Origin of the sequence: Cupriavidus necator (genome assembly GCF_013141915.1) — a bacterium.
Classification (GTDB): domain Bacteria; phylum Pseudomonadota; class Gammaproteobacteria; order Burkholderiales; family Burkholderiaceae; genus Cupriavidus; species Cupriavidus necator_B.
Genome location: NZ_SROX01000004.1, coordinates 306,868 through 327,690, shown reverse-complemented (window position 1 = coordinate 327,690; position 20,823 = coordinate 306,868). Strand labels below are relative to the sequence as shown.

21 protein-coding genes and 1 tRNA gene are annotated in these 20,823 nt (G+C 67.0%); 7 read left to right on the top strand and 15 right to left on the bottom strand.

Features of this window, described 5'->3' with window-relative positions:
- Window positions 1–156: 156 nt before the first annotated feature.
- Window positions 157–1,371, top strand: coding sequence for a D-alanyl-D-alanine endopeptidase (gene pbpG, locus E5S69_RS11260; protein ID WP_171514727.1), 1,215 nt, complete (start codon window positions 157–159; stop codon window positions 1,369–1,371).
- 66 nt (window positions 1,372–1,437) lie between these two features.
- On the opposite strand, the gene E5S69_RS11255 is transcribed toward pbpG, so the two are convergent.
- The 3 genes from E5S69_RS11255 to E5S69_RS11245 form a co-directional block, all read right to left on the bottom strand.
- Window positions 1,438–2,850 (bottom strand): FAD-binding oxidoreductase, encoded by a 1,413-nt coding sequence (locus E5S69_RS11255; protein WP_171514726.1) that lies wholly within the window; start codon window positions 2,848–2,850, stop codon window positions 1,438–1,440.
- Window positions 2,851–2,865: 15 nt separating this feature from the next.
- On the bottom strand, window positions 2,866–3,615 hold the full coding sequence (locus E5S69_RS11250) for a FadR/GntR family transcriptional regulator (RefSeq protein ID WP_171514725.1): 750 nt from the start codon (window positions 3,613–3,615) through the stop codon (window positions 2,866–2,868).
- 139 nt (window positions 3,616–3,754) lie between these two features.
- A complete protein-coding gene (locus E5S69_RS11245) occupies window positions 3,755–4,540 on the bottom strand; it encodes an IclR family transcriptional regulator (RefSeq protein ID WP_171514724.1) in 786 nt (261 codons plus the stop codon).
- Window positions 4,541–4,778: 238 nt separating this feature from the next.
- On the opposite strand from E5S69_RS11245, the gene E5S69_RS11240 reads away from it, so the two are divergent.
- Genes E5S69_RS11240 through E5S69_RS11230 form a run of 3 tightly spaced genes read left to right on the top strand, consistent with a single transcriptional unit; the run spans window position 4,779 to window position 7,211 of the window.
- Window positions 4,779–5,504, top strand: a complete 726-nt coding sequence (locus tag E5S69_RS11240) for a (Fe-S)-binding protein (RefSeq protein ID WP_171514723.1) — start codon at window positions 4,779–4,781, stop codon at window positions 5,502–5,504.
- A 28-nt stretch (window positions 5,505–5,532) separates the two neighbouring features.
- The gene (locus E5S69_RS11235) at window positions 5,533–6,945 is read left to right on the top strand and encodes a LutB/LldF family L-lactate oxidation iron-sulfur protein (protein WP_171514722.1); all 1,413 of its coding nucleotides are present in this window, start codon (window positions 5,533–5,535) and stop codon (window positions 6,943–6,945) included.
- On the top strand, window positions 6,942–7,211 hold the full coding sequence (locus E5S69_RS11230; RefSeq protein WP_171514721.1) for a hypothetical protein: 270 nt from the start codon (window positions 6,942–6,944) through the stop codon (window positions 7,209–7,211). The genes E5S69_RS11235 and E5S69_RS11230 overlap by 4 nt, the downstream gene beginning before the upstream one ends.
- A gap of 24 nt (window positions 7,212–7,235) precedes the next feature.
- On the opposite strand, the gene E5S69_RS11225 is transcribed toward E5S69_RS11230, so the two are convergent.
- Window positions 7,236–8,123: a LysR substrate-binding domain-containing protein gene (locus tag E5S69_RS11225; protein ID WP_171514720.1), complete on the bottom strand. Its 888-nt coding sequence runs from the start codon at window positions 8,121–8,123 to the stop codon at window positions 7,236–7,238.
- A 112-nt stretch (window positions 8,124–8,235) separates the two neighbouring features.
- On the opposite strand from E5S69_RS11225, the gene E5S69_RS11220 reads away from it, so the two are divergent.
- The 3 genes from E5S69_RS11220 to E5S69_RS11210 all read left to right on the top strand — a co-directional run bounded on the left by E5S69_RS11220 (window position 8,236) and on the right by E5S69_RS11210 (window position 11,198).
- On the top strand, window positions 8,236–9,237 hold the full coding sequence (locus tag E5S69_RS11220; protein ID WP_171514719.1) for an ornithine cyclodeaminase family protein: 1,002 nt from the start codon (window positions 8,236–8,238) through the stop codon (window positions 9,235–9,237).
- Window positions 9,234–10,067, top strand: coding sequence for a phosphate/phosphite/phosphonate ABC transporter substrate-binding protein (locus E5S69_RS11215; protein ID WP_171514718.1), 834 nt, complete (start codon window positions 9,234–9,236; stop codon window positions 10,065–10,067). Before E5S69_RS11220 ends, E5S69_RS11215 begins: the two co-directional genes overlap by 4 nt.
- Window positions 10,068–10,163: 96 nt before the next feature.
- Complete coding sequence (locus tag E5S69_RS11210) at window positions 10,164–11,198, top strand: tripartite tricarboxylate transporter substrate binding protein (RefSeq protein ID WP_171514717.1); 1,035 nt, start codon at window positions 10,164–10,166, stop codon at window positions 11,196–11,198.
- 83 nt (window positions 11,199–11,281) lie between these two features.
- Here E5S69_RS11210 and E5S69_RS11205 read toward each other — a convergent pair whose 3' ends face one another.
- The 11 genes from E5S69_RS11205 to boxA all read right to left on the bottom strand — a co-directional run bounded on the left by E5S69_RS11205 (window position 11,282) and on the right by boxA (window position 20,822).
- Entirely contained in the window at window positions 11,282–12,076 is a 795-nt protein-coding gene (locus E5S69_RS11205) for an ABC transporter ATP-binding protein (protein ID WP_171514716.1), read from the bottom strand.
- 1 nt (window position 12,077) lies between these two features.
- Window positions 12,078–12,974: an ABC transporter permease gene (locus E5S69_RS11200; protein ID WP_171514715.1), complete on the bottom strand. Its 897-nt coding sequence runs from the start codon at window positions 12,972–12,974 to the stop codon at window positions 12,078–12,080.
- A 175-nt stretch (window positions 12,975–13,149) separates the two neighbouring features.
- Complete coding sequence (locus E5S69_RS11195; protein ID WP_171514714.1) at window positions 13,150–14,127, bottom strand: ABC transporter substrate-binding protein; 978 nt, start codon at window positions 14,125–14,127, stop codon at window positions 13,150–13,152.
- Between the two features lie 439 nt (window positions 14,128–14,566).
- Window positions 14,567–15,601 (bottom strand): quinone-dependent dihydroorotate dehydrogenase, encoded by a 1,035-nt coding sequence (locus E5S69_RS11190; protein ID WP_171514713.1) that lies wholly within the window; start codon window positions 15,599–15,601, stop codon window positions 14,567–14,569.
- Window positions 15,602–15,706: 105 nt separating this feature from the next.
- A complete protein-coding gene (locus E5S69_RS11185) occupies window positions 15,707–16,495 on the bottom strand; it encodes an arginyltransferase (RefSeq protein WP_171514712.1) in 789 nt (262 codons plus the stop codon).
- A gap of 83 nt (window positions 16,496–16,578) precedes the next feature.
- On the bottom strand, window positions 16,579–17,331 hold the full coding sequence (gene aat / locus E5S69_RS11180) for a leucyl/phenylalanyl-tRNA--protein transferase (RefSeq protein ID WP_171514711.1): 753 nt from the start codon (window positions 17,329–17,331) through the stop codon (window positions 16,579–16,581).
- A 40-nt stretch (window positions 17,332–17,371) separates the two neighbouring features.
- A complete protein-coding gene (locus tag E5S69_RS11175; RefSeq protein WP_171514710.1) occupies window positions 17,372–17,956 on the bottom strand; it encodes an NUDIX hydrolase in 585 nt (194 codons plus the stop codon).
- A gap of 208 nt (window positions 17,957–18,164) precedes the next feature.
- Window positions 18,165–18,240 (bottom strand) — tRNA-Met (locus E5S69_RS11170).
- A 123-nt stretch (window positions 18,241–18,363) separates the two neighbouring features.
- A complete protein-coding gene (locus tag E5S69_RS11165; RefSeq protein ID WP_171514709.1) occupies window positions 18,364–19,116 on the bottom strand; it encodes an RES domain-containing protein in 753 nt (250 codons plus the stop codon).
- Window positions 19,076–19,465 carry an MbcA/ParS/Xre antitoxin family protein gene (locus tag E5S69_RS11160; protein ID WP_018004354.1) on the bottom strand — a complete coding sequence of 130 codons (390 nt, stop codon included), beginning with the start codon at window positions 19,463–19,465 and terminating at the stop codon, window positions 19,076–19,078. Before E5S69_RS11160 ends, E5S69_RS11165 begins: the two co-directional genes overlap by 41 nt.
- 112 nt (window positions 19,466–19,577) lie before the next feature.
- Entirely contained in the window at window positions 19,578–20,822 is a 1,245-nt protein-coding gene (boxA, locus tag E5S69_RS11155) for a benzoyl-CoA 2,3-epoxidase subunit BoxA (protein ID WP_171514708.1), read from the bottom strand.
- Between the last annotated feature and the right edge of the window lies 1 nt (window position 20,823).

Sequence of the window (20,823 nt, the reverse complement as noted above, 5' to 3'; positions counted from 1 at the left end):
CGGAAGTTCGAGGTCGCACAGTGACGCATCGCGTACTTTTTTCGCATTGCGGAAACATATGTGAATCGAACTTTAAGGAGCGTCTGTAAGTCTTTAATCTTGCTAACAATTTCTTTATTTCCTACACTAGCGCCATTCCTATGCGCTGAACGAATCATGTTCCGGTCTGATTCCAATTTCTCCAGATTCTTCGGCTCCACACCCTTGTCCGCCGTCGCCGCCGCGGTGCTGGTGTCGGTGTCGATGGTCGCGGTGCCCGTGGCCGAAGCGGCCACCAAAGCCGCCTCCACACAAAAAACAACCAAGAAGCCGGCCAAAGCCGAGAAAAAGAGCGCTGCCAAGCCGGTTGCCAAAAGCGCGCGCAACGCCAAGGTCGCCGACAGCGACGAGCGATCCGCGCGCAAGGTGGTGGTGTTGAGGAAGGGCAAGCGCCACGTCGTGGTGGCGCAACGCGCGGCACCGGTGCGGGCGGCGTTTACGCCGTCGAAGCCTTCGCTGGGCGAAGCCATGGGCCTGCGCGACACCGACGACGCGCTGGCTTTGCGTTCCAGCGTGGCCCTGGTGATGGACCAGAACTCCAACGAGGTGCTGTTCCAGAAGAATGCCAGCGCCGTGCTGCCGATTGCATCGATCACCAAGCTGATGACCGCGCTGGTGGTGATGGACTCGCGCCTGCCGATGGATGAGGTGCTGACCATTTCCGAGGAAGACCGCGATACCGAAAAGCACAGCAGCTCGCGCCTGCGCTTCGGCACGCAGCTGACGCGCCAGGAACTGCTGCTGCTGGCGCTGATGTCGTCCGAGAACCGCGCGGCGTCGGCGCTGGGCCGCAACTACCCGGGCGGCCTGCCTGCCTTTGTCCAGGCCATGAATCGCAAGGCGCGCGAGCTCGGCATGAACGACAGCCATTTCGTCGATTCCAGCGGCCTGTCGAGCAGCAATGTGTCGAGCGCGACCGACCTGGTGCGCATGGTCAACGCCGCGTACCGCAACCCGACCATCCGCGAGTACTCGACCCAGACCGAGCATGAAGTCAATGTGCTGGGCCGCACCCAGCACTACGTCAGCACCAACCGCCTGGTGCGCGGCGGCAACTGGGAAATCGGCCTGCAGAAGACCGGCTTTATCTCCGAGGCTGGCCAGTGCCTGGTGATGCAGGCCCGCGTGCAAGGACGCAACGTGGTGATGGTGTTCCTGGATTCGGCCGGCAAGCTGTCGCGCTTTGCCGATGCCAACCGGGTCAAGGAATGGCTCGAGCATTCGCCCTCGCCAGCGGCGCCGCAGCGCGGCTTCCCGTCCTCGCCGAACCTGACGCAGGGGCCGGGCAGTGCCCACGCGGTACTGGCCTCGCAGCAATCGCGCGGCATCTGACGGACAACACCTGACCGGAAAAAACGCGCCGTCCTGCGGCGCGTTTTGCTTTGGTGGCCGCCGCCGTCAGAGCAGCTTGCCGGGATTCATGATCCCGGCGGGATCGAACACCGCCTTGATCTCGTGCATCAGCCGCAGTTCCAGCGGGTCTTTCACCGCCAGGAATGCATGGCGCTTGAGCTGGCCGATGCCGTGCTCGGCGCTGATGCTGCCGCCGTAGCGCATCACCTCGTCCAGCACCGCATCGGTCACGGCATCGCCCTGCGTGGCGGCCCAGTCCTTGGGCGCGCCAGCCGGACGCGACAGGTTGTAGTGCAGGTTGCCGTCGCCAAAGTGACCGAACACAAAGGGGCGGATCGCGGCATCGAGCGCACGCAGCCGTGCCGCCATTGAATCCATGAAGGCCGGGATCTGTTCGATCGGCAGCGACACGTCGTGCTTGAGGTGCGGCCCATCCGCACGCTGCGCCTCCGAGATTTCCTCACGCAGCTTCCACAGCGCCTGCAGTTGCGCCAGCGAGGCCGATACGGCCGCATCGAGGCATAGTTCGCGCTCCAGCGCCGCGCCAATGACGCGTTCGAGCAGCGCGTTCAGGGCCGCTTCGTCGGTGGTGTCGGCCAGTTCCACCAGCACGTAGGCGGGGTAGCGTTGCGCGAACGGTTCCTGCACGCCCTCCGCATGCGTGAGCACCAGGTCCAGGCAATCGCCGGTAAAGAATTCGAAGGCCTGCAGGCGTGCGCCGCATTGCTCGAACAACAGTTCATAGAGCGCCAGCGACTGCGCGGGCGAGGCCACTGCCGCCAGCACCACGCTGCGTGTATCGGTGCGCGGGAACAGCCGCAGCGCCGCCGCGGTGATCACGCCAAGTGTGCCTTCCGAGCCGATCAGCAGCTGCTTCAGGTCATAGCCGGTATTGTCCTTGCGCAGCGTGCGCAGCCCGTGGAAGACCTCGCCGTTGGGCAGCACGGCCTCGACCCCCAGCACCAGTTCGCGCGTCATGCCGTAGCGCACGACGTTGACGCCGCCGGCATTGGTGGCCAGGTTGCCGCCGATCTGGCACGAATCCTCGGCGGCCAGCGACAGCGGCAGCAGGCGGTTGGCGTCCTGCGCGGCGCGGCGCAGGTTGCCCAGGATGCAGCCCGCCTCGGCCACCATGGTATTGGCGATGGTGTCGAGCGAGCGCACCGCGTTCATGCGGTCCAGGCTCAGCACCACGTTTTGCGCGCGCGCGTCGGGCGTGGCGCCACCGCACAGCCCGGTATTGCCGCCGCGCGGCACCACCGGCACCGCGGCCTGCTGGCACAGCGCGAGCGCGCGCGCCACCTCGTCGACGGTACGGGGCCGCAGTACCGCCTGGGCCTGGCCGCGGTAGATGCCGCGCCAGTCGGACAGCCATGGCGCGATGTCGTCGGGGTGGGTCAGCGCGGTGTCGGGGCCGAGGGCTTCGGTGAGCCGCTGGGCAAAGGATCCGTTGGGCATGATGGTGGTGTCGTCTCAGGAAAGGGAGGCCGGGCTGGCAGTGCTCGCCGCCGTTGCTGCGTCGGCGCGCGCGCGTAGCGAAAGCCCGAGGCGGCGCGCGGCGTTTTGCAGGTGCGCCACCGCCGCCGCACGCGCCGCGCCGGCATCGCCGCGGCGAATGGCGGCGACGATCGCCTCGTGCTCCGCATGCACCGTCTCGGCCAGCCCGGGCTGGCGCAGCGTATTGGCACGCGCGGTCGCCACGGCCTGGTGCAGCTGCAGGTTCAGGTATTGCAGCAGCTGGCGGTAATACGGATTGTGCGTGGCGGCGGCGATGCCGATATGGAAGGCCGCGTCGAGATCGGCGGCTGGCTGCGGGTCGTAGAGACGCGTCTGCAGGCGCTGCAGCAGAGCCGTCAGCGCGGCCAGGTCGTCATCGGTGCGGCGTACCGCGGCCAGCGCCGCGGCAGCGCCTTCCAGGTCGATGCGCAGGTCGTACAGGTCGGCCAGTCCGTCGGCGCCGAGCTCGGGCTCGCGCGGCAACTGGAAGCCGGATGCGCCGGTGCGCGAGCGCACTGTGCAGCCCACCCCCTGGCGCGATTCGACAAAGCCCTGCGAACGCAGGTGCTCGGTAACTTCGCGGATCACCGCGGCACTCACGCCGTATTGCTCGGCCAATTGCCGGCCGGTCGGCAGGCGGCTGCCTACGGGGTAGGCGCCGCCTTCAATATCGGCACGCAGCTGTCGCGTGACCTGCTCGGTAAGGGTGACGGTGCGGGTTCGCATGGGCACCGATTATAAGGTTTGCTGGTTATCTGAAAACAAGGGGTAAACCCTTGTTTTAGGAAACCGCAAGGCCCAAAGCAACAACGCGCGGGCTGCCGGCAAAGCAGTCCGCGCGTTGGCGGTAAAGCGCCCGGGGGCTTCAGGCCGCGGCTTCGGTCATGTAGCCCATGCCGCGCGAGATTTGCAGGGCCGTGTCCTTCAGGTTCTGCAGCCAGCTGTCCTGCAGTCGGTCTGCCGGCGCCGACAGCGACAAGCCCGCCACCAGCCGGCGCGAGTCATCATAGATACCGGCTGCGATGCAGCGCACGCCCAGTTCCAGTTCTTCGTTGTCGCGGGCATAGCCATTGGTGCGGACCCAGTTGAGTTCGCGTTCCAGCTTGGCCAGGTCGGTGATCGAGGTGCGGGTGTGGCCGGCCAGGCCGGTGCGGGTGGCGTAGTTGCGCACGCGCGCCGACTCGTCGGCCGCCAGGAACAGCTTGCCCACCGAGGTCAGGTGCAGCGGGGCGCGGCCGCCGATGGCGCGCACCACCTGCATGCCCGAGCGCTCGCTGTATGCCCGCTCGATATAGACGATCTCGTCGCCCTGGCGTACCGACAGGTTGACGGTCTGGCCGGTGACGCGGTGCAGCGCGCGCATCGGCGCCAGGGCCGCGTCGCGCACCGACAGGCGCGCCTTGACCAGGTTGCCCAGCTCCAGCAGCCGCATGCCGAGCCGGTAGCTGCCGGGGTCGGAGCGGTCGACAAAGCGGCAGGCGACCATGTCGTTGAGGATGCGGTGCGCGGTGGAAGGATGCAGGCCGGTGGCCAGGGACAGCTCTTTCAGGCTGACCGGGTCGGCATGCTGCGCAAGGGCGTCCAGCAGGGTCATCATGCGCTCGATGACCTGGATGGACGTCTTGCCGGGTGACTTGTCTGCGTCGGACATGGTTGAGAAAAGTAGAAATGTTGCCTTGCGGCATTTTTAAGCGTCTGCCTGATTCTATCTCGCATCGTGAAAATTTCAATAGGTGAAATGACATTACGGTAAGAAACCGACGGTGATGTCATTGCCCCGAGTGCCGTGCATGGCACCCCAATAACCGCGCCGACGAACGCTTTGTGCGCCACCCGCGGCGCCAAGCGCGCATAATTGCGGGGTTTTCAGGGTCTGGGAGAAGTCAACAATGCGAGTCGGTCTGTTCCACACTTGCCTGGTGGACCTGATGCGTCCGGAGATCGGTTTTTCGGTGCTCAAGCTGCTCGAAGCCGCGGGCTACGAAGTCATGGTGCCCGAGGCGCAGACCTGCTGCGGCCAGCCCGCCTACAACTCGGGCGAACGCGCGGTGTCGCGCGACCTGGCGGAAAAATTCCTGCGCGAGTTCGAGATGTTCGACTACATCGTGGTGCCGTCGGGCAGTTGCGGCGGCATGATCCGGCACCACTACGCCGACCTGCTGCGCGACGATCCGGAACTGAACGGCCGCTACGAACGCCTGCGCGAACGGGTGTTCGAACTGACGGACTTCCTGGCCAACGTGGCCCGGATCGAGACGCTCCCGTCGACGTTCTCGGGCCATGTCACCTACCACGATTCCTGTTCCGGCCTGCGCGAGCTCGGTGTCAAGCAGCAGCCGCGCGCGCTGCTGTCGCGACTGCCCGGCGTGCAGCTGACAGAGATGAAGGATTGCGAGGCGTGCTGCGGTTTCGGCGGCACCTTCTCGGTCAAGTACGGCGATATCTCCACGGCCATCGTCGATGAGAAATGCGCCAACATCCACGCCAGCGGCGCCGATGCCGTGGTGCTCGGCGACCTGGGCTGCATGCTCAATATCGAAGGCCGCCTGCGCCGCACCGGCGACAGCCGCACGCGCGTGCTGCATATCGCGCAGGTTCTTGCAGGCGACGCCTGAACTCGAAGACACCCAGGAAATCGCCACGATGCAAGTTCACAGCATGGAATTCAAGGCGCGCGCCGGGCAGAAGCTGGCCGACCAGCGCCTGCAGCAGAACCTGAAAAAGCTCTCGACCAAGTTCGTCACGGCGCGCGCCGACGCGATCCGCGATATCGATTTCGACGCCACGCGCGAGGCCCTGAAAGAGCGCCGCAACCGTGCGCTGGAAAACCTCGACGTCTGGCTTGCCACGTTTGAAGAGAACGCGACCCGGCGCGGCGCCACCGTGCTGTTTGCCGAGACCACCGCCGACGCCGCGCGGCTGGTCGCCGAGATCGCGCAGAAGCACGACGTCAAGAAGGTCATCAAGAGCAAGTCGATGGTGACCGAGGAAATGCGCCTGAACCAGGTGCTGGGCGAGATGGGCGTGCAGAGCATCGAGACCGACCTGGGCGAGTACATCCTGCAGATCAACGACTCGGAGCCGCCGTCGCACATCATTGCGCCGGTGGTGCACAAGGACAAGGACGAGATCGCCGACCTGTTCGCCAGGGTCCACCACAAGCCGCGGCTGACCGAGATCCCCGAGATGACGCGCGAGGCGCGCGAAGTGCTGCGCCCCGAATTCCTCAGCGCCGACATGGGCGTCACCGGCGGCAACTTCATCATTGCCGAGACCGGTTCGGTGGCGGTGGTGACCAACGAGGGCAATGAAGGCATGTGCACGGTGATGCCGCGCGTGCACGTGGCCGTGACCGGCATCGAGAAGGTGCTGCCGACGCTGGAAGACCTGGCCACGGTGATGCGCCTGCTGCCGCGCTCGGCCACCGGCCAGGCGATCTCGAACTACTTTTCGCTGCTGACTGGGCCGCGTGCCGAAGGCGAGCGCGACGGCCCCGAACACATGTACTTCGTGCTGGTCGACGGCGGGCGCACCGGGCTGATCGGCGGCGACTTCCAGGAGATGCTGCGCTGCATCCGCTGCGGCGCCTGCATGAACCACTGCCCGGTCTACCAGAAGATCGGCGGCCATGCGTACGGCTGGGTCTATCCGGGCCCGATGGGCAGCGTGCTGACGCCCAGCTACGTCGGCCTGGCCAATGCGGTGGACTTGCCGCAGGCAGCGACCATGTGCGGCGAGTGCAATCGCGTGTGCCCGGCATCGATCCCGTTGTCGGACCTGCTGCGCAAGCTGCGCGAGAAGCAGATGGAGCGCGGGCTGCGGCCGTGGCAGGAGCGCTTTGCGCTGCAGGCGTGGGGCTACGTCGCCAAACGCCCGGAACTGTATGCCTTTGCCACGCGCATCGGCGCCTGGCTGCTCGGGCGCATGGGCGGCAGCAACAAGCTGATTGCCAGCCTGCCGATGGCGGGCAAGGGCTGGACCGAAACGCGCGACATGCCGGCGCCGTCGGGCCGGACCTTCCGCGAACTCTACAAGGAAAGGAGGGCGCGTTCATGAGCGCAGCCAATACCCAAGCGCTGGCACGGATGCGCGCGGCGCTGGACCAGCACCTTGCCGGCGCAAAGCCCGTGCAGGACCTCGTGCGCGAATGGCGCGATGCCGGCCGCGCGCTGACGTTGCCGCCGGTCTATGGCCAGGCGATGGAAGAACTGCTGCGCCGGCTCGAGATGTCGGCGGTGTTCGCGCAGGACAGCTGCTCGTTCTCGAGTACCGCGGTGACCGATCAGCTGGGCCGCTGGCTCGACAAGGCCGCCACCGCCTGACAGTGCGGCGCGGCCCGCGCGCCGCTACCGCCTCATCATCGCCGTCAGGGTATCGGCGAACTCGAGCGACAGCCGCGACAGCGGCTCGGTCTGCACATGGAAGATCTGCACCGAGGCATTGACCTTGGTGCGTATCGGCACGGCCACGATATTGGGCCAGTTCGCGCCGAATACCGTCATCGCATCGACCAGCGCGATCCCGGCGCCGGCCTGCGCCAGCGCGCGCGCCACATGGGCCTGCTCGACCTGCACCCGCATATCGGGCTGGTCGCCATCGTTGCCGAACATCTCGTGCACCAGCAGCGCGAATGGCACGTCGGGCCCATAGCCGATCAAATCCTCGCCGATCAGATCGGCGGGGCGCACCCACTTGCGCGCGGCGAGCCGATGCTCCACCGGCACCAGCGCGACGATCTCGTTTTTTACCAGCAACCGTGCCTCCAGGTTCGGGTGCGTCAGCGGCATGTTCGACACCGCCAGGTCGACCTGGCCCGACAGCAGCGCTCGCAACATGTTGCCGGGGATCTGCGTGCGCACCACCACGCGCACCGCGGGATGGGCCGCGCGAAAACTGGCAATTGCGCGCGGCAGCACGGTCTGCCCCAGGTTGGGACTGCAAGTGATGCGCAGGCTGCCGGTACGGTTGGCCGCCAGGTCTTCCGCGATCTCGTTGACGCGCTCGATGCCCTCGTACACCACATTCACTTCCGCCAGCAGGCGCCGTGCTTCGGGCGTGGGGTAAAGCCTTCCCTTGGTGCGCCGGAACAGCTCGAGGCCAAGGCGTTGCTCGGTGTGCGACATCAGCCGGCTGATTGCCGGCTGCGACACATAGAGCAGCTTTGACGCACCGCTGATCGAGCCGGTCAGCATCACCGCGCGGAACACTTCGATCTGGCGCAGGTTCAGTTTCATGGCATTAACCTGATGTTAAGGCTGGCGGACATATAAGCATATGACAGTCAATGATGCCAAACCTACACTGGTCTCCATCGGCACACAACGACCTGGAAAAAAGGAGACCTCCATGAGCGATATCCACCTCACCTACCTCAACGGCAAGGACATTGCGCGGCTCGAAATGACCGACGCCGAAATTCTCGACGCGGTGGAGCAGGCGCTGGTCGCGCAGGGCAACGGCCAGACCGTGATCGAACCGCGCGTGCACCTGATGCCCGATCCCGCCTTCAACGGCCACTTCAACGTGCTGCGCGGCTACGTCGCGCCGCTGGGACTGGCGGGCGTGAAGATCGTGGGGGACTTCGTCGACAACTACAAGCTCGGCCTGCCGTCGGAAATGGCGATGCTGAACCTGTTCGATCCACGCACCGGCGTGCCGGTGGCGGTGATCGACGCCACCTTTATCACCGATGCGCGCACCGGTGCCCTGACCGCGCTCGGGGCCAAGCACCTGGCGCGCCGCAACAGCAAGGTGCTCGGCCATATCGGCGCGCGCGGCACTTCATACTGGAACGTGCGGCTGCTGGACAGCCTCTATGACTTCGACGAGATCCGCGTGCATTCGCGGCGCCCGGAAAGCCGCAATGCGTTCGCGGTGCGGCTCGAGCGCGACCTGGGCAAGAGGATCGTCGTTACCGAAGACTGGGAATCGTGCGTGCGCGGCGCCGACATCGTGGTCGAGGCTTCGCGCCTGGAGCGCCCGACGCCTATGCTGAAGACCGAATGGATCAAGCCGGGTGCCTTTGTCGTGCCGTACGGCACCATGAGCGCGGTCGAGCTGTCGCTGACCGACATCATGACGCGGATGGTGGTGGATGACTGGGGGCAGTGCAAGGGCGGCGTGTTCGGTTCGCTGCGCGCGCACGTGGAAGCGGGCAAGCTGTCGGAACGGACGCTGTACGGCGAGCTGGGCGAGATTGTCGCGGGACGCAAGCCGGGCCGCCAGCGCGACGACGAAACCAACCTCTTCTGGCATCGCGGCCTGTCCCTTAGCGATATCGCGCTGGGGCATGCCATCCTGAAGAAGGCCGAAGCGCGCGGGCTGGGCCAAAGGCTGGTGTACGCATGATTGCCAATGCCCGCATGTACGCGGTGACCGCGCCAGCCGAGCAGGCATGGCGGGCATTGCTGGCGCACGTGTCGGGGCGTGCGGGCGTGGCGCTGCCGTACGTCGAGCATGCGGCCCCGGCGCCGGTGCGTGAATTATGGGAGCGGCCCGATCTTGGCTGCGTGTTCATGTGCGGCTACCCGTACGCCAGCGCCACCGTGACGCCGCAGTTGCTGGCCGCACCGGTGCCGGCGCTGCCGCGCTACGGCGGGCGGCCGGTCTACTTTTCCGAGTTCATCGTGCGCGCCGATGCCTCCGTGCAGACCCTGGAGCAGACCTTCGGCAAGCGGCTGGCATGCATGCTGCCGGAGTCCAACTCCGGCTACAACGCGCCGCGCCACTACCTGATGCGGCTTGCGCCGGCCGGTACGCCAGCGCTGTACCGGCCCGCCGCTGCGCCCACGCCGACGCCGCGCGCGGTGATTGGCGCCGTGCTGGCAGGCGACGCGGATGTCGGTGTGGTCGACAGCTATGTGATGGACCTGCTGCGCCGCTATGACCCGGTGCTGGTCGCGCAACTGAAGATGCTGGCGCTGACACCGCCCGCACCGATTCCGGTGCTGGTCGCATCGGCGGGTGCCGATCGGCAGCAGTGCATGCGCGTGCGTGCGGCATTGCTGGGTATGCATCAGGATGCGGCAGGCACCGCGCTGCTGGCCGCGTTGGAGCTGGCGCGCTTCGTCGCGGCGCAGCCGGCCGACTATGCCTGCCTGCCGGCGATGGCGCATGCAGCGGATCGCGCAAGCTTTGCGCTGACCGGTCCCGCCACCGCTGAGCGGGGCACGGGATAGGCAACGCGTCTGACCGCACACGGCCATCGACGCTCACAAGACTGCCGGCGCGGTGGAGGAGCCATAGCCTGACAACTGCCAATTGGGGAAACCGTCATGAAATCCGCTGCAACTGCCGCTGTAAAGCCTGTCGTGAATCCTGATATCCGGCGCCTTGCCGTGCATTGCCTGTTCGCCTGCGCGGCAGCTTGCGCGACATGGCTCGATGCGGCCTCGGCACATGCCCAGCCGCCAGCCTATCCGGCCAAGCCGGTGCACCTGATCGTGCCGTTTGCCGCCGGCGGTCCGGCCGACGTGCTGGCGCGTGCGGTCGGGGAGGGCATCGCCAGGGCCACCGGCCAGAGCGTGCTGGTCGAGAACAAGGCCGGCGCCGCCGGCACCATCGGTGTCGACATGGTGGCCAAGGCAGCGCCGGACGGCTACACCATTGCGCTGGTGCCGGTCGGCAATATCGCGGTAAATCCGACGCTGATGCCGAACCTGCCCTACAAGCAGTCCGACCTGGCGCCGGTGGCGATGCTTGCCACCGCTGAAAACGTGCTGGTGGTCAATGCGGCCACGCCGGCGCGTTCGCTGGCGGAACTGCTCAAGCTGGCCGCGCAGAAGCCCGGCGAGCTGAGCTTCGCCTCACCCGGCGCCGGCAGCCAGGCGCACCTGGCCGGCGAACTGCTGCAGCTCGATGCCAATGTCAGGCTGAACCACGTGCCGTACAAGGGCGTGAGCCCGGCCATGACCGATGTGGTCGGCGGGCAAGTGACGATGATGTTCGCGCAGCTGTCGGCGGCGCTGCCCTATATCCGGGCAGGCAAGCTGCGTGCCCTCGGCGTGGCCAGCGCCAAACGCTCGACGGTGCTGCCCGAGGTGCCGACGATCGCCGAGCAGGGCTTCCCGAAGTTCGAGGCGGTGTCGTGGTATGCGTTGATGGCGCCGGCAGGGACGCCGCCCGAGATCGTGCGCAAGCTCAGCCAGCATGCCGCCGCGGTGCTGGCCGATGCCGCGCTGAAGGAGAAGCTGGCGACACTGGGGATGGATGCGGCGGGTGGCTCGCCGCAGCAGCTGGCTGCGGCCATCCAGAAGGAGAGCGTGCGGTGGGCGGGAGTGATCAAGCAGCGGCGAATCACGATCGACTAGTCGTTTGCAAACACAGGGGCGCTCAAGCGCTAATGAGCAAAAAAATGGGGAGCCGAAGCTCCCCATTTTTTACGCGAGGGATCTTAGCCCAGCAACAGCGCATCATCATCCAGCTGCTCATGCCGCGTCTGCTCGAACATCTTGAGCAGGTCCGGCACGTCCAGGCCCTTGCGCTGGTCGCCCGAGACATCCAGCACCACCTGCCCCTGGTGCAGCATCACCGTGCGCTGGCCGTAGTCGAGCGCCTGACGCATGCTGTGCGTCACCATCATCGTGGTCAGCTTGCTTTCCTCGACGATGCGCGCAGTCAGTTCCAGCACGAACGCGGCGGTCTTCGGATCCAGCGCGGCGGTGTGCTCGTCCAGCAGCAGGATGCGCGACGGCTGCAGCGAGGCCATCAGCAGGCTCACGGCCTGGCGCTGCCCGCCTGAGAGCAGGCCGATGCGGTCGGTCAGGCGGTTTTCCAGGCCCAGGTTGAGCAGGCGCAGCTTTTCGCGGAACAGCTCGCGCGAGGCGCGGTTCAGCGCCGGGCGGAAGCCGCGGCGGCTGCCGCGGGCCATCGCCAGCGCCATGTTTTCCTCGATCGTCAGCGCTTCGCAGGTGCCGGCCATCGGGTCCTGGAATACGCGTGCCACCAGGTGGGCGCGGTCCCAGGCGGGCTGGCGCGTGACCTCGGTGTCATCGATGGTGATGCGTCCCGCGTCGACCATCTGGTCGCCGCTGATCGCATTCAGGAAGGTCGACTTGCCGGCGCCGTTGGAGCCGATCACGGCGACGAACTGGCCGCTCGGGATGTCCAGGCTGAGGCCGCGCAGCGCGCGGGTCTCGATCGGGGTGCCCGGGTTGAAGGTGAGCTTCAGGTCTTGTGCGCGCAGCATCTCAGGCACCTCCGTTCTTGCGGGCGAACAGCTTCTTGCGCGTCGCCGGCAGCACCAGCGCGATCGTCACCAGTGCGGCGGTGACCAGGTTCAGGTCCTGCGCCTTCAGGCCGATAAAGTCGCTGTTCAGCGCCAGCGCGATAAAGAAGCGGTACAGGATGGCGCCCAGCACCACGGCCAGCGTGGTCCAGATCAGCCGGCGTGCCGGCAGGATGGTCTCGCCGATGATCACCGCCGCCAGCCCGATCACGATGGTGCCGATGCCCATGGAAATATCGGAGCCGCCCTGGGTCTGCGCGAACAGCGCGCCGGCCAGCGCCACCAGTGCATTGGACAGCGCCATGCCGGCCAGCGTGGCGCGGCCGGTGGGGATGCCTTGCGAGCGGGCCATGCGCGGGTTGGCGCCGGTGGCGCGCATCGCCAGGCCCAGCTGCGAGCTGAAGAACCAGTCCAGTCCCACCTTGGCGACCACCACCACCACGAACAGCACCAGCGGGCGCAGCACGTAGTCGGGCAGCCATTCCGGCTGCAGCACGGTGAACAGCGTGGGCTCGGTGATCAGCGGCACGTTGGGCCGGCCCATGATGCGCAGGTTGATCGAGTACAGCGCGATCATCATCAGGATACTGGCGAGCAGATCCATGATCTTCAGGCGCACATTGAGCCAGCCGGTGATGAAGCCTGCCAGCGCGCCGGCCGCGATCGCCACGGCAGTGGCCACGAACGGGTCCTGGCCGGCGGCGATCAGCGTCGCGGCGACGGCGCCGCCCAGCGGAAAGCTGCCATCAACGGTCAGGTCGGGGAAGTTGAGGATGCGGAAGGAGATCAGCACCCCGAGCGCCACCAGGCTGAAGATCAGGCCGATCTCCAGGGCGCCCAGAAGGGAAAAGAGGGACATGGGGGAATCCTGTTGCAGGGGCTGGCAGCTGCCTTGGCGCCGCCTTCGGGGCGGGTGGGCCGGCACGCCCGTGTGGGGCTGCCGGCCGCCTCGCCCTGTTCTGTCCCGTCGGGCCGGATAGGTCCGACGGAGCACCCGCCGTCTCGCGACGGCAGCGGGCAGTGCTGGTCTGGGCTTACTTGATGACCGTCTTGGCTTCCTTGACCAGCTCCGGCGAGAGCGTGACGCCTTGCTTGGCAGCAGCGCCCGTGTTGACGAAGAGCTCCAGGTTGTCGCTGGTCTGCGAGGCGATCGCGCCCGGCTTCTCGCCCTTCAGGATGCGCACCACGACCTTGCCGGTCTGGTGGCCCAGGTCGCCGTAGTTGATGCCCAGCGCGGCCACGGCGCCACGCTTGACGCTGTCGGTATCGGCGGCCACCAGCGGGATCTTCGATTCGTTGGCGACCTTGACCAGGGACTCATACGCCGACACCACGTTGTTGTCGGTGTTGGTGTAGATCACGTCGACCTTGCCGATCAGGCTCTTGGCGGCCGGGCCGATGTCCACGGTGCGCGGCGCGGCGGCTTCCTTGAGCGTCAGGCCTTCCTTGGCCAGCAGCGCGGTCAGTTCCTTGACCACCACCACCGAGTTGGCTTCACCCGGGTTGTAGACCATGCCCACGGTCTTGGCCTTGGGCACCACGCGCTTGATCAGGGCGACCTGCTTGTCCAGCGGCAGCTTGTCCGACACGCCGGTCACGTTGGTGCCCGACGCCGACCAACTCTTGACCAGCTGCGCGGCAACCGGATCGGTCACGCCCGAGTACACCACCGGCACGGTCTTGGTGGCGGCGACCACGGCCTGCGCCGACGGCGTGGCGATGGCGACGATGGCGTTGGGGTTGTCGCCGACGAACTTGCGGGCGATTTGCGCCGCGGTGCCGGTGTTGCCCTGCGCGCTCTGGTATTCCCACTTCAGGCTCTTGTCCGCGTCAAAGCCGGCCGCCTTCAGTTCTGCGCGCACGCCGTCGCGGATGGCGTCCAGCGCGGGATGGTCGACGATCGACAGCACCTTGACGGTCTGGGCCTGCACGGCGCCGCCGTACAGCAATGCCAGCGCCACGGCGCCGCCCAGGATGGACTTGGTTGCTACGAGACCCTTGATGGACTTCATTATGTGTGCTCCCCCGAAACTCGGTTCTGGATTGGATACGGCCGCGGATGGTTCGGTCCGCCGTCCTGGCCCGCGCGCCGGCTGGCGCACAGTGCCGGTCCGCGCGGGCGCGGCGGCTTCCTGCGGCGGGAGGGAGCGGGCGCGGACGCGTCGGATGCGACAGCGATAAGCCTGCGAGGATACCACTTCCCGCGCACGAAATGGACAGTCATCATGCGGAAGTGGGGCATCTGATGCTGTCAGACGGCCGCTATCCGCCATCGGGGCGCATTTTATTGCGCGGGATGCGGGATTTGCTTGTGGATTACCCCGATTGCGGTGGCCGCATCTTCATGCAATTGCGCGCCCCGGGGCGTCGAGGTTTTCCTCCACCGGCCAGTGCCAGGCACGCGTGCGGGCCAGCTGTGCGCAGTGGCGCAAGCTACTGGCGGCCGACGGCTCAGCCGCGCAGCGCAGCGGCGCACTCGCGCACCAGCGCCGGGCCGCGATAGATCAGGCCACTGTAGACCTGCACCAGCTTGGCCCCGGCGTCGGTCTTGGCACGCGCGTCGGCACCGCCGAAGATGCCGCCCACGCCGATGATCGGCACGGCGTCGCCGACTACGCCATGCAGCGCGCGCACCACGCGGGTCGAGGCTTCAAACACCGGGCGCCCCGACAGGCCGCCGGCTTCGTCGGCATGCGGCAGGCCCTTGACCGCCTCGCGCGAGATGGTGGTGTTGGTGGCGATCACGCCGTCGATCTTGTGGCGCACCAGCGCGTCGCCGATATTGCCGATCTGGTCGGGGTCGAGGTCCGGCGCGATCTTCAGTGCCAGCGGCACATAGCGCTTGTGCTGGTCGGCCAGGCGCTGCTGCGCGTCCTTCAGCGACGACAGCAGGCTGTCGAGCTCGCTCGCCCCTTGCAGCTGGCGCAGGTTCTTGGTGTTGGGCGACGAGATGTTCACCGTCACGTAGCTGGCGTGCGGATAGACCCGCTCCAGGCAGTACAGGTAGTCATCGTTGGCGCGCTCGATCGGGGTATCGGCGTTCTTGCCGATGTTCAGCCCCAGCACGCCGCCCTCGGCCTTCCAGCGCGAGGCCTGCACATTGGCGACAAAGGCATCGACGCCGCCGTTGTTGAAGCCCATGCGGTTGATCAGCGCATCCGCCTGCGGCAGCCGGAACATGCGCGGGCGCGGGTTGCCGGGCTGCGCGCGCGGCGTGACCGTGCCCACCTCGATAAAGCCGAAGCCGAGCGCGGCCAGGCCGTCGATATAGGCGCCGTCCTTGTCCAGCCCGGCGGCCAGGCCGACCGGGTTGGGAAAGCGCACGTCCATGACCGTGCGCGGATCGTCGGCGATGCGGTTGCCGATGCAGCCGCCCAGTCCCATGCGGTGAGCGCGCAGCAGGTTGTTCAGCGTGAAATGGTGGGCGTCCTCGGCATCCATCGAGAACAGGGCGGGGCGGAACAGGGGGTAGAGCGCGTTGAGCACGTGGGCAGGCGGCCGGCGGGGCGGCGCGGAAGTCGGGACCAGGGCGGCATTGTAGCGGCTGGCCCGCTTGCCAGGGCAGCCGCGCCCGTGCGTGCCCGGGCCCGGCTACGCTTGCGTGGACGGCGGCGCCGGCGTGGCGGCATCGCTGTCCATGTCCTCGAACGCATGCCATTGGTTGCCGGTCAGCACCTGCAGCGGCCGAAAGCGCGCCTTGTACGCCATCTTGCGGCTGTCGGCGATCCAGTAGCCCAGGTAGAGGTGCGGCAGGCCCAGCGCATGGGTCTGGCGGATCTGCCACAGGATGTTGTAGGTGCCGTAGCTGGCGTTGTGCTCGAGCGGGTCGTAGAAGGTGTAGACCGACGACAGCCCGTCGTCGAGCACGTCGATCATGCTGACCATGCGCAGGCGCCCGGCCTCGGCCGAGCCCGGCGGATCGCGGAATTCCACCAGGCGCGAGTTGACGCGGCTCTGCAGCAGGAACTGCTCATACTGGTCGCGGCTGTCCTGGTCCATGCCGCCGCCGGCGTGGCGCATCGACTGGTACAGCAGGTACAGGGAATAGTGCTCTTCGACATAGGTCAGCGGCGCCACCAGCGCCTGCAGGTGCTGGTGGCGGTTCCACGCGCGGCGCTGCGAACGGTCCGGCGCGAACTGGTCGACCAGCACGCGGCACGGCGTGCAGGCGTGGCAATCGTCGCAATAGGGCCGGTAGGTGAAGATGCCGCTGCGGCGAAAGCCCGCGCGCACCAGCCGCGAATAGACGTCGGCGTTGATCAGGTGCGCCGGCGTGGCCACCTGGGAGCGCGCCATGCGGCCGTCGAGATAGCTGCAAGCGTAGGGCGCCGTGGCATAGAACTGCAGCGCGGACAGCGGTAGTTCCTTCAGCTTGCTCATGACTCAGGGGGCTCCGGCGGGACGGCGCGGTGGCACGGGAGGGGGCTTTGCAAAGCGTCAGCGTTGGCACCCCGTGCCGGGATTCAGCCTGCCGGCGCGGCTGGGGTCCCGGCCCAGCGCTCCAGCACCGATTTGTCGAACCGCCACGGACTGATCGCCGGCTGTGCCGTTGCCGCGCGCACATGGGCCACGAATTCGGCGCGGGGGATGGGGCGCGCACCCAGCGAGGCCAGGTGGTCGGTTTCCTGCTGGCAGTCTATCATCGCCACGCCGTGGTTGCCGAGGAACGCGCACAGCGCCGCCAGCGCGATCTTGGACGCGTCGGTGCGGTGCGCAAACATCGATTCGCCAAAGAACATCCGGCCCAGCGCCACGCCGTACAGGCCGCCGACGCGCTCGCCGCGGTACCAGCTTTCGACCGAGTGGGCCAGGCCGTTGCGGTGCAGCGTGCCGTAGGCGGCAATGATGGCATCGGTGATCCAGGTGCCGTCCTGGCCCTCGCGCGGCGTGGTTGCGCAGGCGCGCATCACGGCCCGGAAATCGTAGTCGACGCGGATTTCCCAGTCGGCATCGCGCAGCACGCGCCGCAGGGTCTTGCGCAGGTTGGCCGAGACGCGCAGCGCCGGCGGCGGCAGCACCATGCGCGGATCGGTACTCCACCACAGCACCGGCTGGCCGCTCGAGTACCACGGGAAGATGCCCTGGCGATACGCCAGCAGCAGCCGCTGCGGCGACAGTTCGCGGCTGGCGGCAAGCAGCCCCGGGGCCTCGGAGTCAGGCCCGAGCGCGTGCTCAACCGGGGGAAACGGATCTTGCGGGTCCAGCCAGGCAATCATGCGGGCTGCGCCGGAGGGCGGTGCGCGGCAGGCCCGCCGCTCAGGGGGTGACCGTGGCCCGGCTGGTCAGCGGGCGCATGGGCTTGTCGATGTCCAGGCTGTGCAGCCGGAAGCTGCCATCCTGCAGCCGGCCGGCGGCGCGGTCGGCAAAGAAGCAGCGCAGGGTATGGATCACGGTGGGGAAGGCCAGTTCATCCCAGGGCACATCGGCTTCTTCCACCAGCTTGACTTCCAGGCTTTCCTCGCCGGGTGCAATGTCGAGGTCGTCCAGCGTGGCGAGGTAGAACAAGTGCACCTGGTGCACATGCGGCACGTTCAGGATCGAGAACAGTTCGCCGACCTGCACGCGCGCGCCGGCTTCTTCCAGCGTTTCGCGCGAAGCCGCCTGGGCGGTGGTCTCGCCGATCTCCATGAAGCCTGCGGGCAGGGTCCAGAAGCCGTAGCGGGGCTCGATCGCGCGCTTGCACAGCAGGATCTTGTCTTCCCAGACCGGGATCGTGCCGACAACGTTGCGGGGATTGACGTAGTGGATAGTGCCGCAGTTGTCGCAAATACTGCGCGGGCGGTTGTCGCCGTCAGGCACGCGCAACACGACCGCATGACCACAGTTCGAGCAGAATTTCATGAGGGGCGTCCGGGAGAATGGCGAAAGTGTATCACCCTCGCGCAGCGCACCGGCCGGCCGTTGGAGTGGTGGTGCACCATGGGCTGATTGCCGCAGCGGGCGGTACCGCGACGCAGGGGCGGCACAAAGCAAGGCGGCATAAAACAAAAAACCCGCCGATGGCGGGTTTGTCTGCTTTGACGGCGTCACACAAAGTCATCTGTGCGGTTGGTTGCGGGGGCAGGACTTGAACCTGCGACCTTCGGGTTATGAGCCCGACGAGCTGCCAACTGCTCCACCCCGCGTCCGTCGGAGAAAAGATTATATGGCACCCGCTTGCGCAATGCAACACCTGTTTAACAAATACCTGGCAGCAATGCGTATTGCCGCGTGCCATAACGATTAGATCGTCGCGGTGCGGTGGAGGTTCAGCTGGTTTCGGGGGTATCGCTTGTGCGCTGCCACAGCGCCGCCTCGAATTCAAAGCTGTCGCGCTGCTGCAGGTCGTCGCGTTGCCAGATGACGCGGTCGCGACGCACGGTCAGCATCCAGGTGGTGGTGGCAAGCGGGGTCGGGTGCGAAAACGCGCGCGGCGTCAGCACCGCCCCGCAGGGCCCGTGCTCCGGATCGCGCACCGAGAGGTAGCGGATCATGCCAAGGCCAGCTTCGCGCGCGATGCGGCCGAAGGCCTGGCAGGGCTCGTGGTGATCGGGGTCGGTCCAGGCGGCGCGGTCCCGGTCGAACGGCGGCTGGTCCAGCGCCACGCCAGAGGTCTCGACACGCACTTCGAACAGCGTCTGGGCGCGTGCGTCGATGCGGGGCAGCGCCGGGCTGTCGTTAAGGAAGCGCCAGCGCCAGAAGCCGAGCTCGGCACAGGCGGTGCGGATCTCGTTGGCGCCATAGAACACGCCTGGGTCCTGGCTGGCGCGGAAGCGCGAGCCCCAGGGCGAGGGCGGGTAGCGGAACGGGGTGAACAGCAGGTAGTGCAGATGGCGTGCCTCGACGGGCACGGCGGGCTTGCCCGCGTCCAGCACGGCTTCCAGTACCGCCTGCTCCTCTAGGCTGTCGACCAGCGGCATGGTCGAAACCACATGCTGGGCTTCCACCGCCCGCCACAGCGTGAGCGCGAACTGCCGGCGCTCAGATGCGACCGCGGGTGGCGTCCAGATAGTGAACGACACGGACCAGGCCTTCGGTTGTGCGGATCAGTTCAAGCGGCTTGCCGCCGAGCGCGAGGTTGTCGTGGGTCAGCCATAGCCTGGCCTGGTCGCCGTGGCCCAGGATGGCGTCGAGCGAGCGGAACAGGCGCACGAACAAGACGCCGAACTCCCACTCCTTGCGATGTGCGTCGAGCACATAACCGCCTGACGCCATGCGCGAGACCGAGGCCGTGCTGATGCCCAGCACGCTTGCCACCATGGCCTGGCTGATGCCCAGGAAGCCGGCGGCGCGCATGACCGCCTTGGTCAGCGTGGTGCCGGGGTCGGGGCCGCCGGCGGGATCGGTTTCCGGAATCCGCCTCGATTGCATCGCCTATGCTCCTGTTTCTTCAGAAAGATTATAGGCGATGAATTTCAGAAGGGAAGGAACTGCCCAAAGATTTAGCCTATGACGCGGCATGCGCCAGTGTCGCGGGACGCGGCTAATAGGTTTCGATATGCAGCCGTCCTTCGGCCTTCATGGTGGTTTCCAGCGCCTTCCAGTTAAGACCGGCGCTGGCGCAGACCGTTTCAAATGCGGCCAGCACGCCTTCCTCCATCCCTTTTAGTCCGCAGATATAGACATGACCGTTGGCGTCGCCCAGCAGCGCGGCGACGCTGCCAGCGGCTGCGCGGATCGCGTCCTGGACATAGCGGCGCGGCGTGCCCGGATCCCGCGAGAAGGCAAAGTGGATATCCAGGAAATCCCGCGGCAGCTTCAGCAGCGGACCGAAGTAGGGCAGCTCAGCCGCATTGCGCGCGCCAAAGAACAGCAGCCGGCGCCCGCTGAAGTGCGCCAGGTTGCGGCGCATGCGTTCGGTCATGGCGCGCATCGGCGCCGAACCCGTGCCGGTGCAGATCATCATCACGCTGGCCTCGGCGTGGTTCGGCATCAGGAAGGTGGACCCGAACGGGCCGACCACCTGCACCGTGTCGCCCTTGGCCAGGTTGCACAGGTAGTTCGAAGCCACGCCCCGCACCGGCTTGCCGTCGTGGTCCTGTTCCACCCGCTTGACCGTCAGCGCGAGGTTGTTATAGCCCGGGCGCTCGCCGTCGCGCGGGCTGGCCACCGAATACATGCGGATGTAGTGCGGCTTGCCCGCGGCATCCGTGCCGGGTGGCAGGATGCCGATCGACTGGCCTTCCAGGATCGGGAAGAAATGGGTGCCGAGGTCCAGCACGATATGGTGGATATCGCTGGAGGCGTCCGCGGCGGTGAGCCGGTAGTTTCCCGCCACGGTGGCCGTCACGGGCGCGCGCACGCCATGCAGGTTCACATAGGGATGGGCGGCCGACCACGGCGCGCGCGGCGACGTATGGCGGCTGGTTTCCACGGCCTGGATCGCGGCGTCGTTGTCCGCAGCGGCGGCGCCGCCGGCGGAGGCTGGCGCGGATGCATCCGGGGCGTCAAGGTCCGGCAACGGTACCTCGGCCGGCAGCTCGTCCCATAGCAGCTGCGCCTCGATGGGGTAGGCCTGGCCACGCAGCATCGTGCGCCAGTTGTCGATGGCGCCGGTGGGGCACGGCGACAGGCAGGCATTGCAGCCGTTGCACACGTCGGCGCGGACCACGTAGTTGCGGTCGTCATGGGTGATGGCGTCGATCGGGCAGGTGTCTTCGCAGGTGTTGCAGCGAATGCAGATTTCCGGATCGATCAGGTGCTGCTTGATGATGTCGGGGGCGCCCATG

What these genes read in the sequence shown, in the direction of transcription:
- pbpG (WP_171514727.1), top strand. Translation starts at nt 157, where the DNA reads ATGTTCCGGTCTGATTCCAATTTCTCCAGATTCTTCGGCTCCACACCC.
- E5S69_RS11255 (WP_171514726.1), bottom strand. Translation starts at nt 2,850, where the DNA reads ATGCCCAACGGATCCTTTGCCCAGCGGCTCACCGAAGCCCTCGGCCCC.
- E5S69_RS11250 (WP_171514725.1), bottom strand. Translation starts at nt 3,615, where the DNA reads ATGCGAACCCGCACCGTCACCCTTACCGAGCAGGTCACGCGACAGCTG.
- E5S69_RS11245 (WP_171514724.1), bottom strand. Translation starts at nt 4,540, where the DNA reads ATGTCCGACGCAGACAAGTCACCCGGCAAGACGTCCATCCAGGTCATC.
- E5S69_RS11240 (WP_171514723.1), top strand. Translation starts at nt 4,779, where the DNA reads ATGCGAGTCGGTCTGTTCCACACTTGCCTGGTGGACCTGATGCGTCCG.
- E5S69_RS11235 (WP_171514722.1), top strand. Translation starts at nt 5,533, where the DNA reads ATGCAAGTTCACAGCATGGAATTCAAGGCGCGCGCCGGGCAGAAGCTG.
- E5S69_RS11230 (WP_171514721.1), top strand. Translation starts at nt 6,942, where the DNA reads ATGAGCGCAGCCAATACCCAAGCGCTGGCACGGATGCGCGCGGCGCTG.
- E5S69_RS11225 (WP_171514720.1), bottom strand. Translation starts at nt 8,123, where the DNA reads ATGAAACTGAACCTGCGCCAGATCGAAGTGTTCCGCGCGGTGATGCTG.
- E5S69_RS11220 (WP_171514719.1), top strand. Translation starts at nt 8,236, where the DNA reads ATGAGCGATATCCACCTCACCTACCTCAACGGCAAGGACATTGCGCGG.
- E5S69_RS11215 (WP_171514718.1), top strand. Translation starts at nt 9,234, where the DNA reads ATGATTGCCAATGCCCGCATGTACGCGGTGACCGCGCCAGCCGAGCAG.
- E5S69_RS11210 (WP_171514717.1), top strand. Translation starts at nt 10,164, where the DNA reads ATGAAATCCGCTGCAACTGCCGCTGTAAAGCCTGTCGTGAATCCTGAT.
- E5S69_RS11205 (WP_171514716.1), bottom strand. Translation starts at nt 12,076, where the DNA reads ATGCTGCGCGCACAAGACCTGAAGCTCACCTTCAACCCGGGCACCCCG.
- E5S69_RS11200 (WP_171514715.1), bottom strand. Translation starts at nt 12,974, where the DNA reads ATGTCCCTCTTTTCCCTTCTGGGCGCCCTGGAGATCGGCCTGATCTTC.
- E5S69_RS11195 (WP_171514714.1), bottom strand. Translation starts at nt 14,127, where the DNA reads ATGAAGTCCATCAAGGGTCTCGTAGCAACCAAGTCCATCCTGGGCGGC.
- E5S69_RS11185 (WP_171514712.1), bottom strand. Translation starts at nt 16,495, where the DNA reads ATGAGCAAGCTGAAGGAACTACCGCTGTCCGCGCTGCAGTTCTATGCC.
- aat (WP_171514711.1), bottom strand. Translation starts at nt 17,331, where the DNA reads ATGATTGCCTGGCTGGACCCGCAAGATCCGTTTCCCCCGGTTGAGCAC.
- E5S69_RS11175 (WP_171514710.1), bottom strand. Translation starts at nt 17,956, where the DNA reads ATGAAATTCTGCTCGAACTGTGGTCATGCGGTCGTGTTGCGCGTGCCT.
- E5S69_RS11160 (WP_018004354.1), bottom strand. Translation starts at nt 19,465, where the DNA reads ATGCAATCGAGGCGGATTCCGGAAACCGATCCCGCCGGCGGCCCCGAC.
- boxA (WP_171514708.1), bottom strand. Translation starts at nt 20,822, where the DNA reads ATGGGCGCCCCCGACATCATCAAGCAGCACCTGATCGATCCGGAAATC.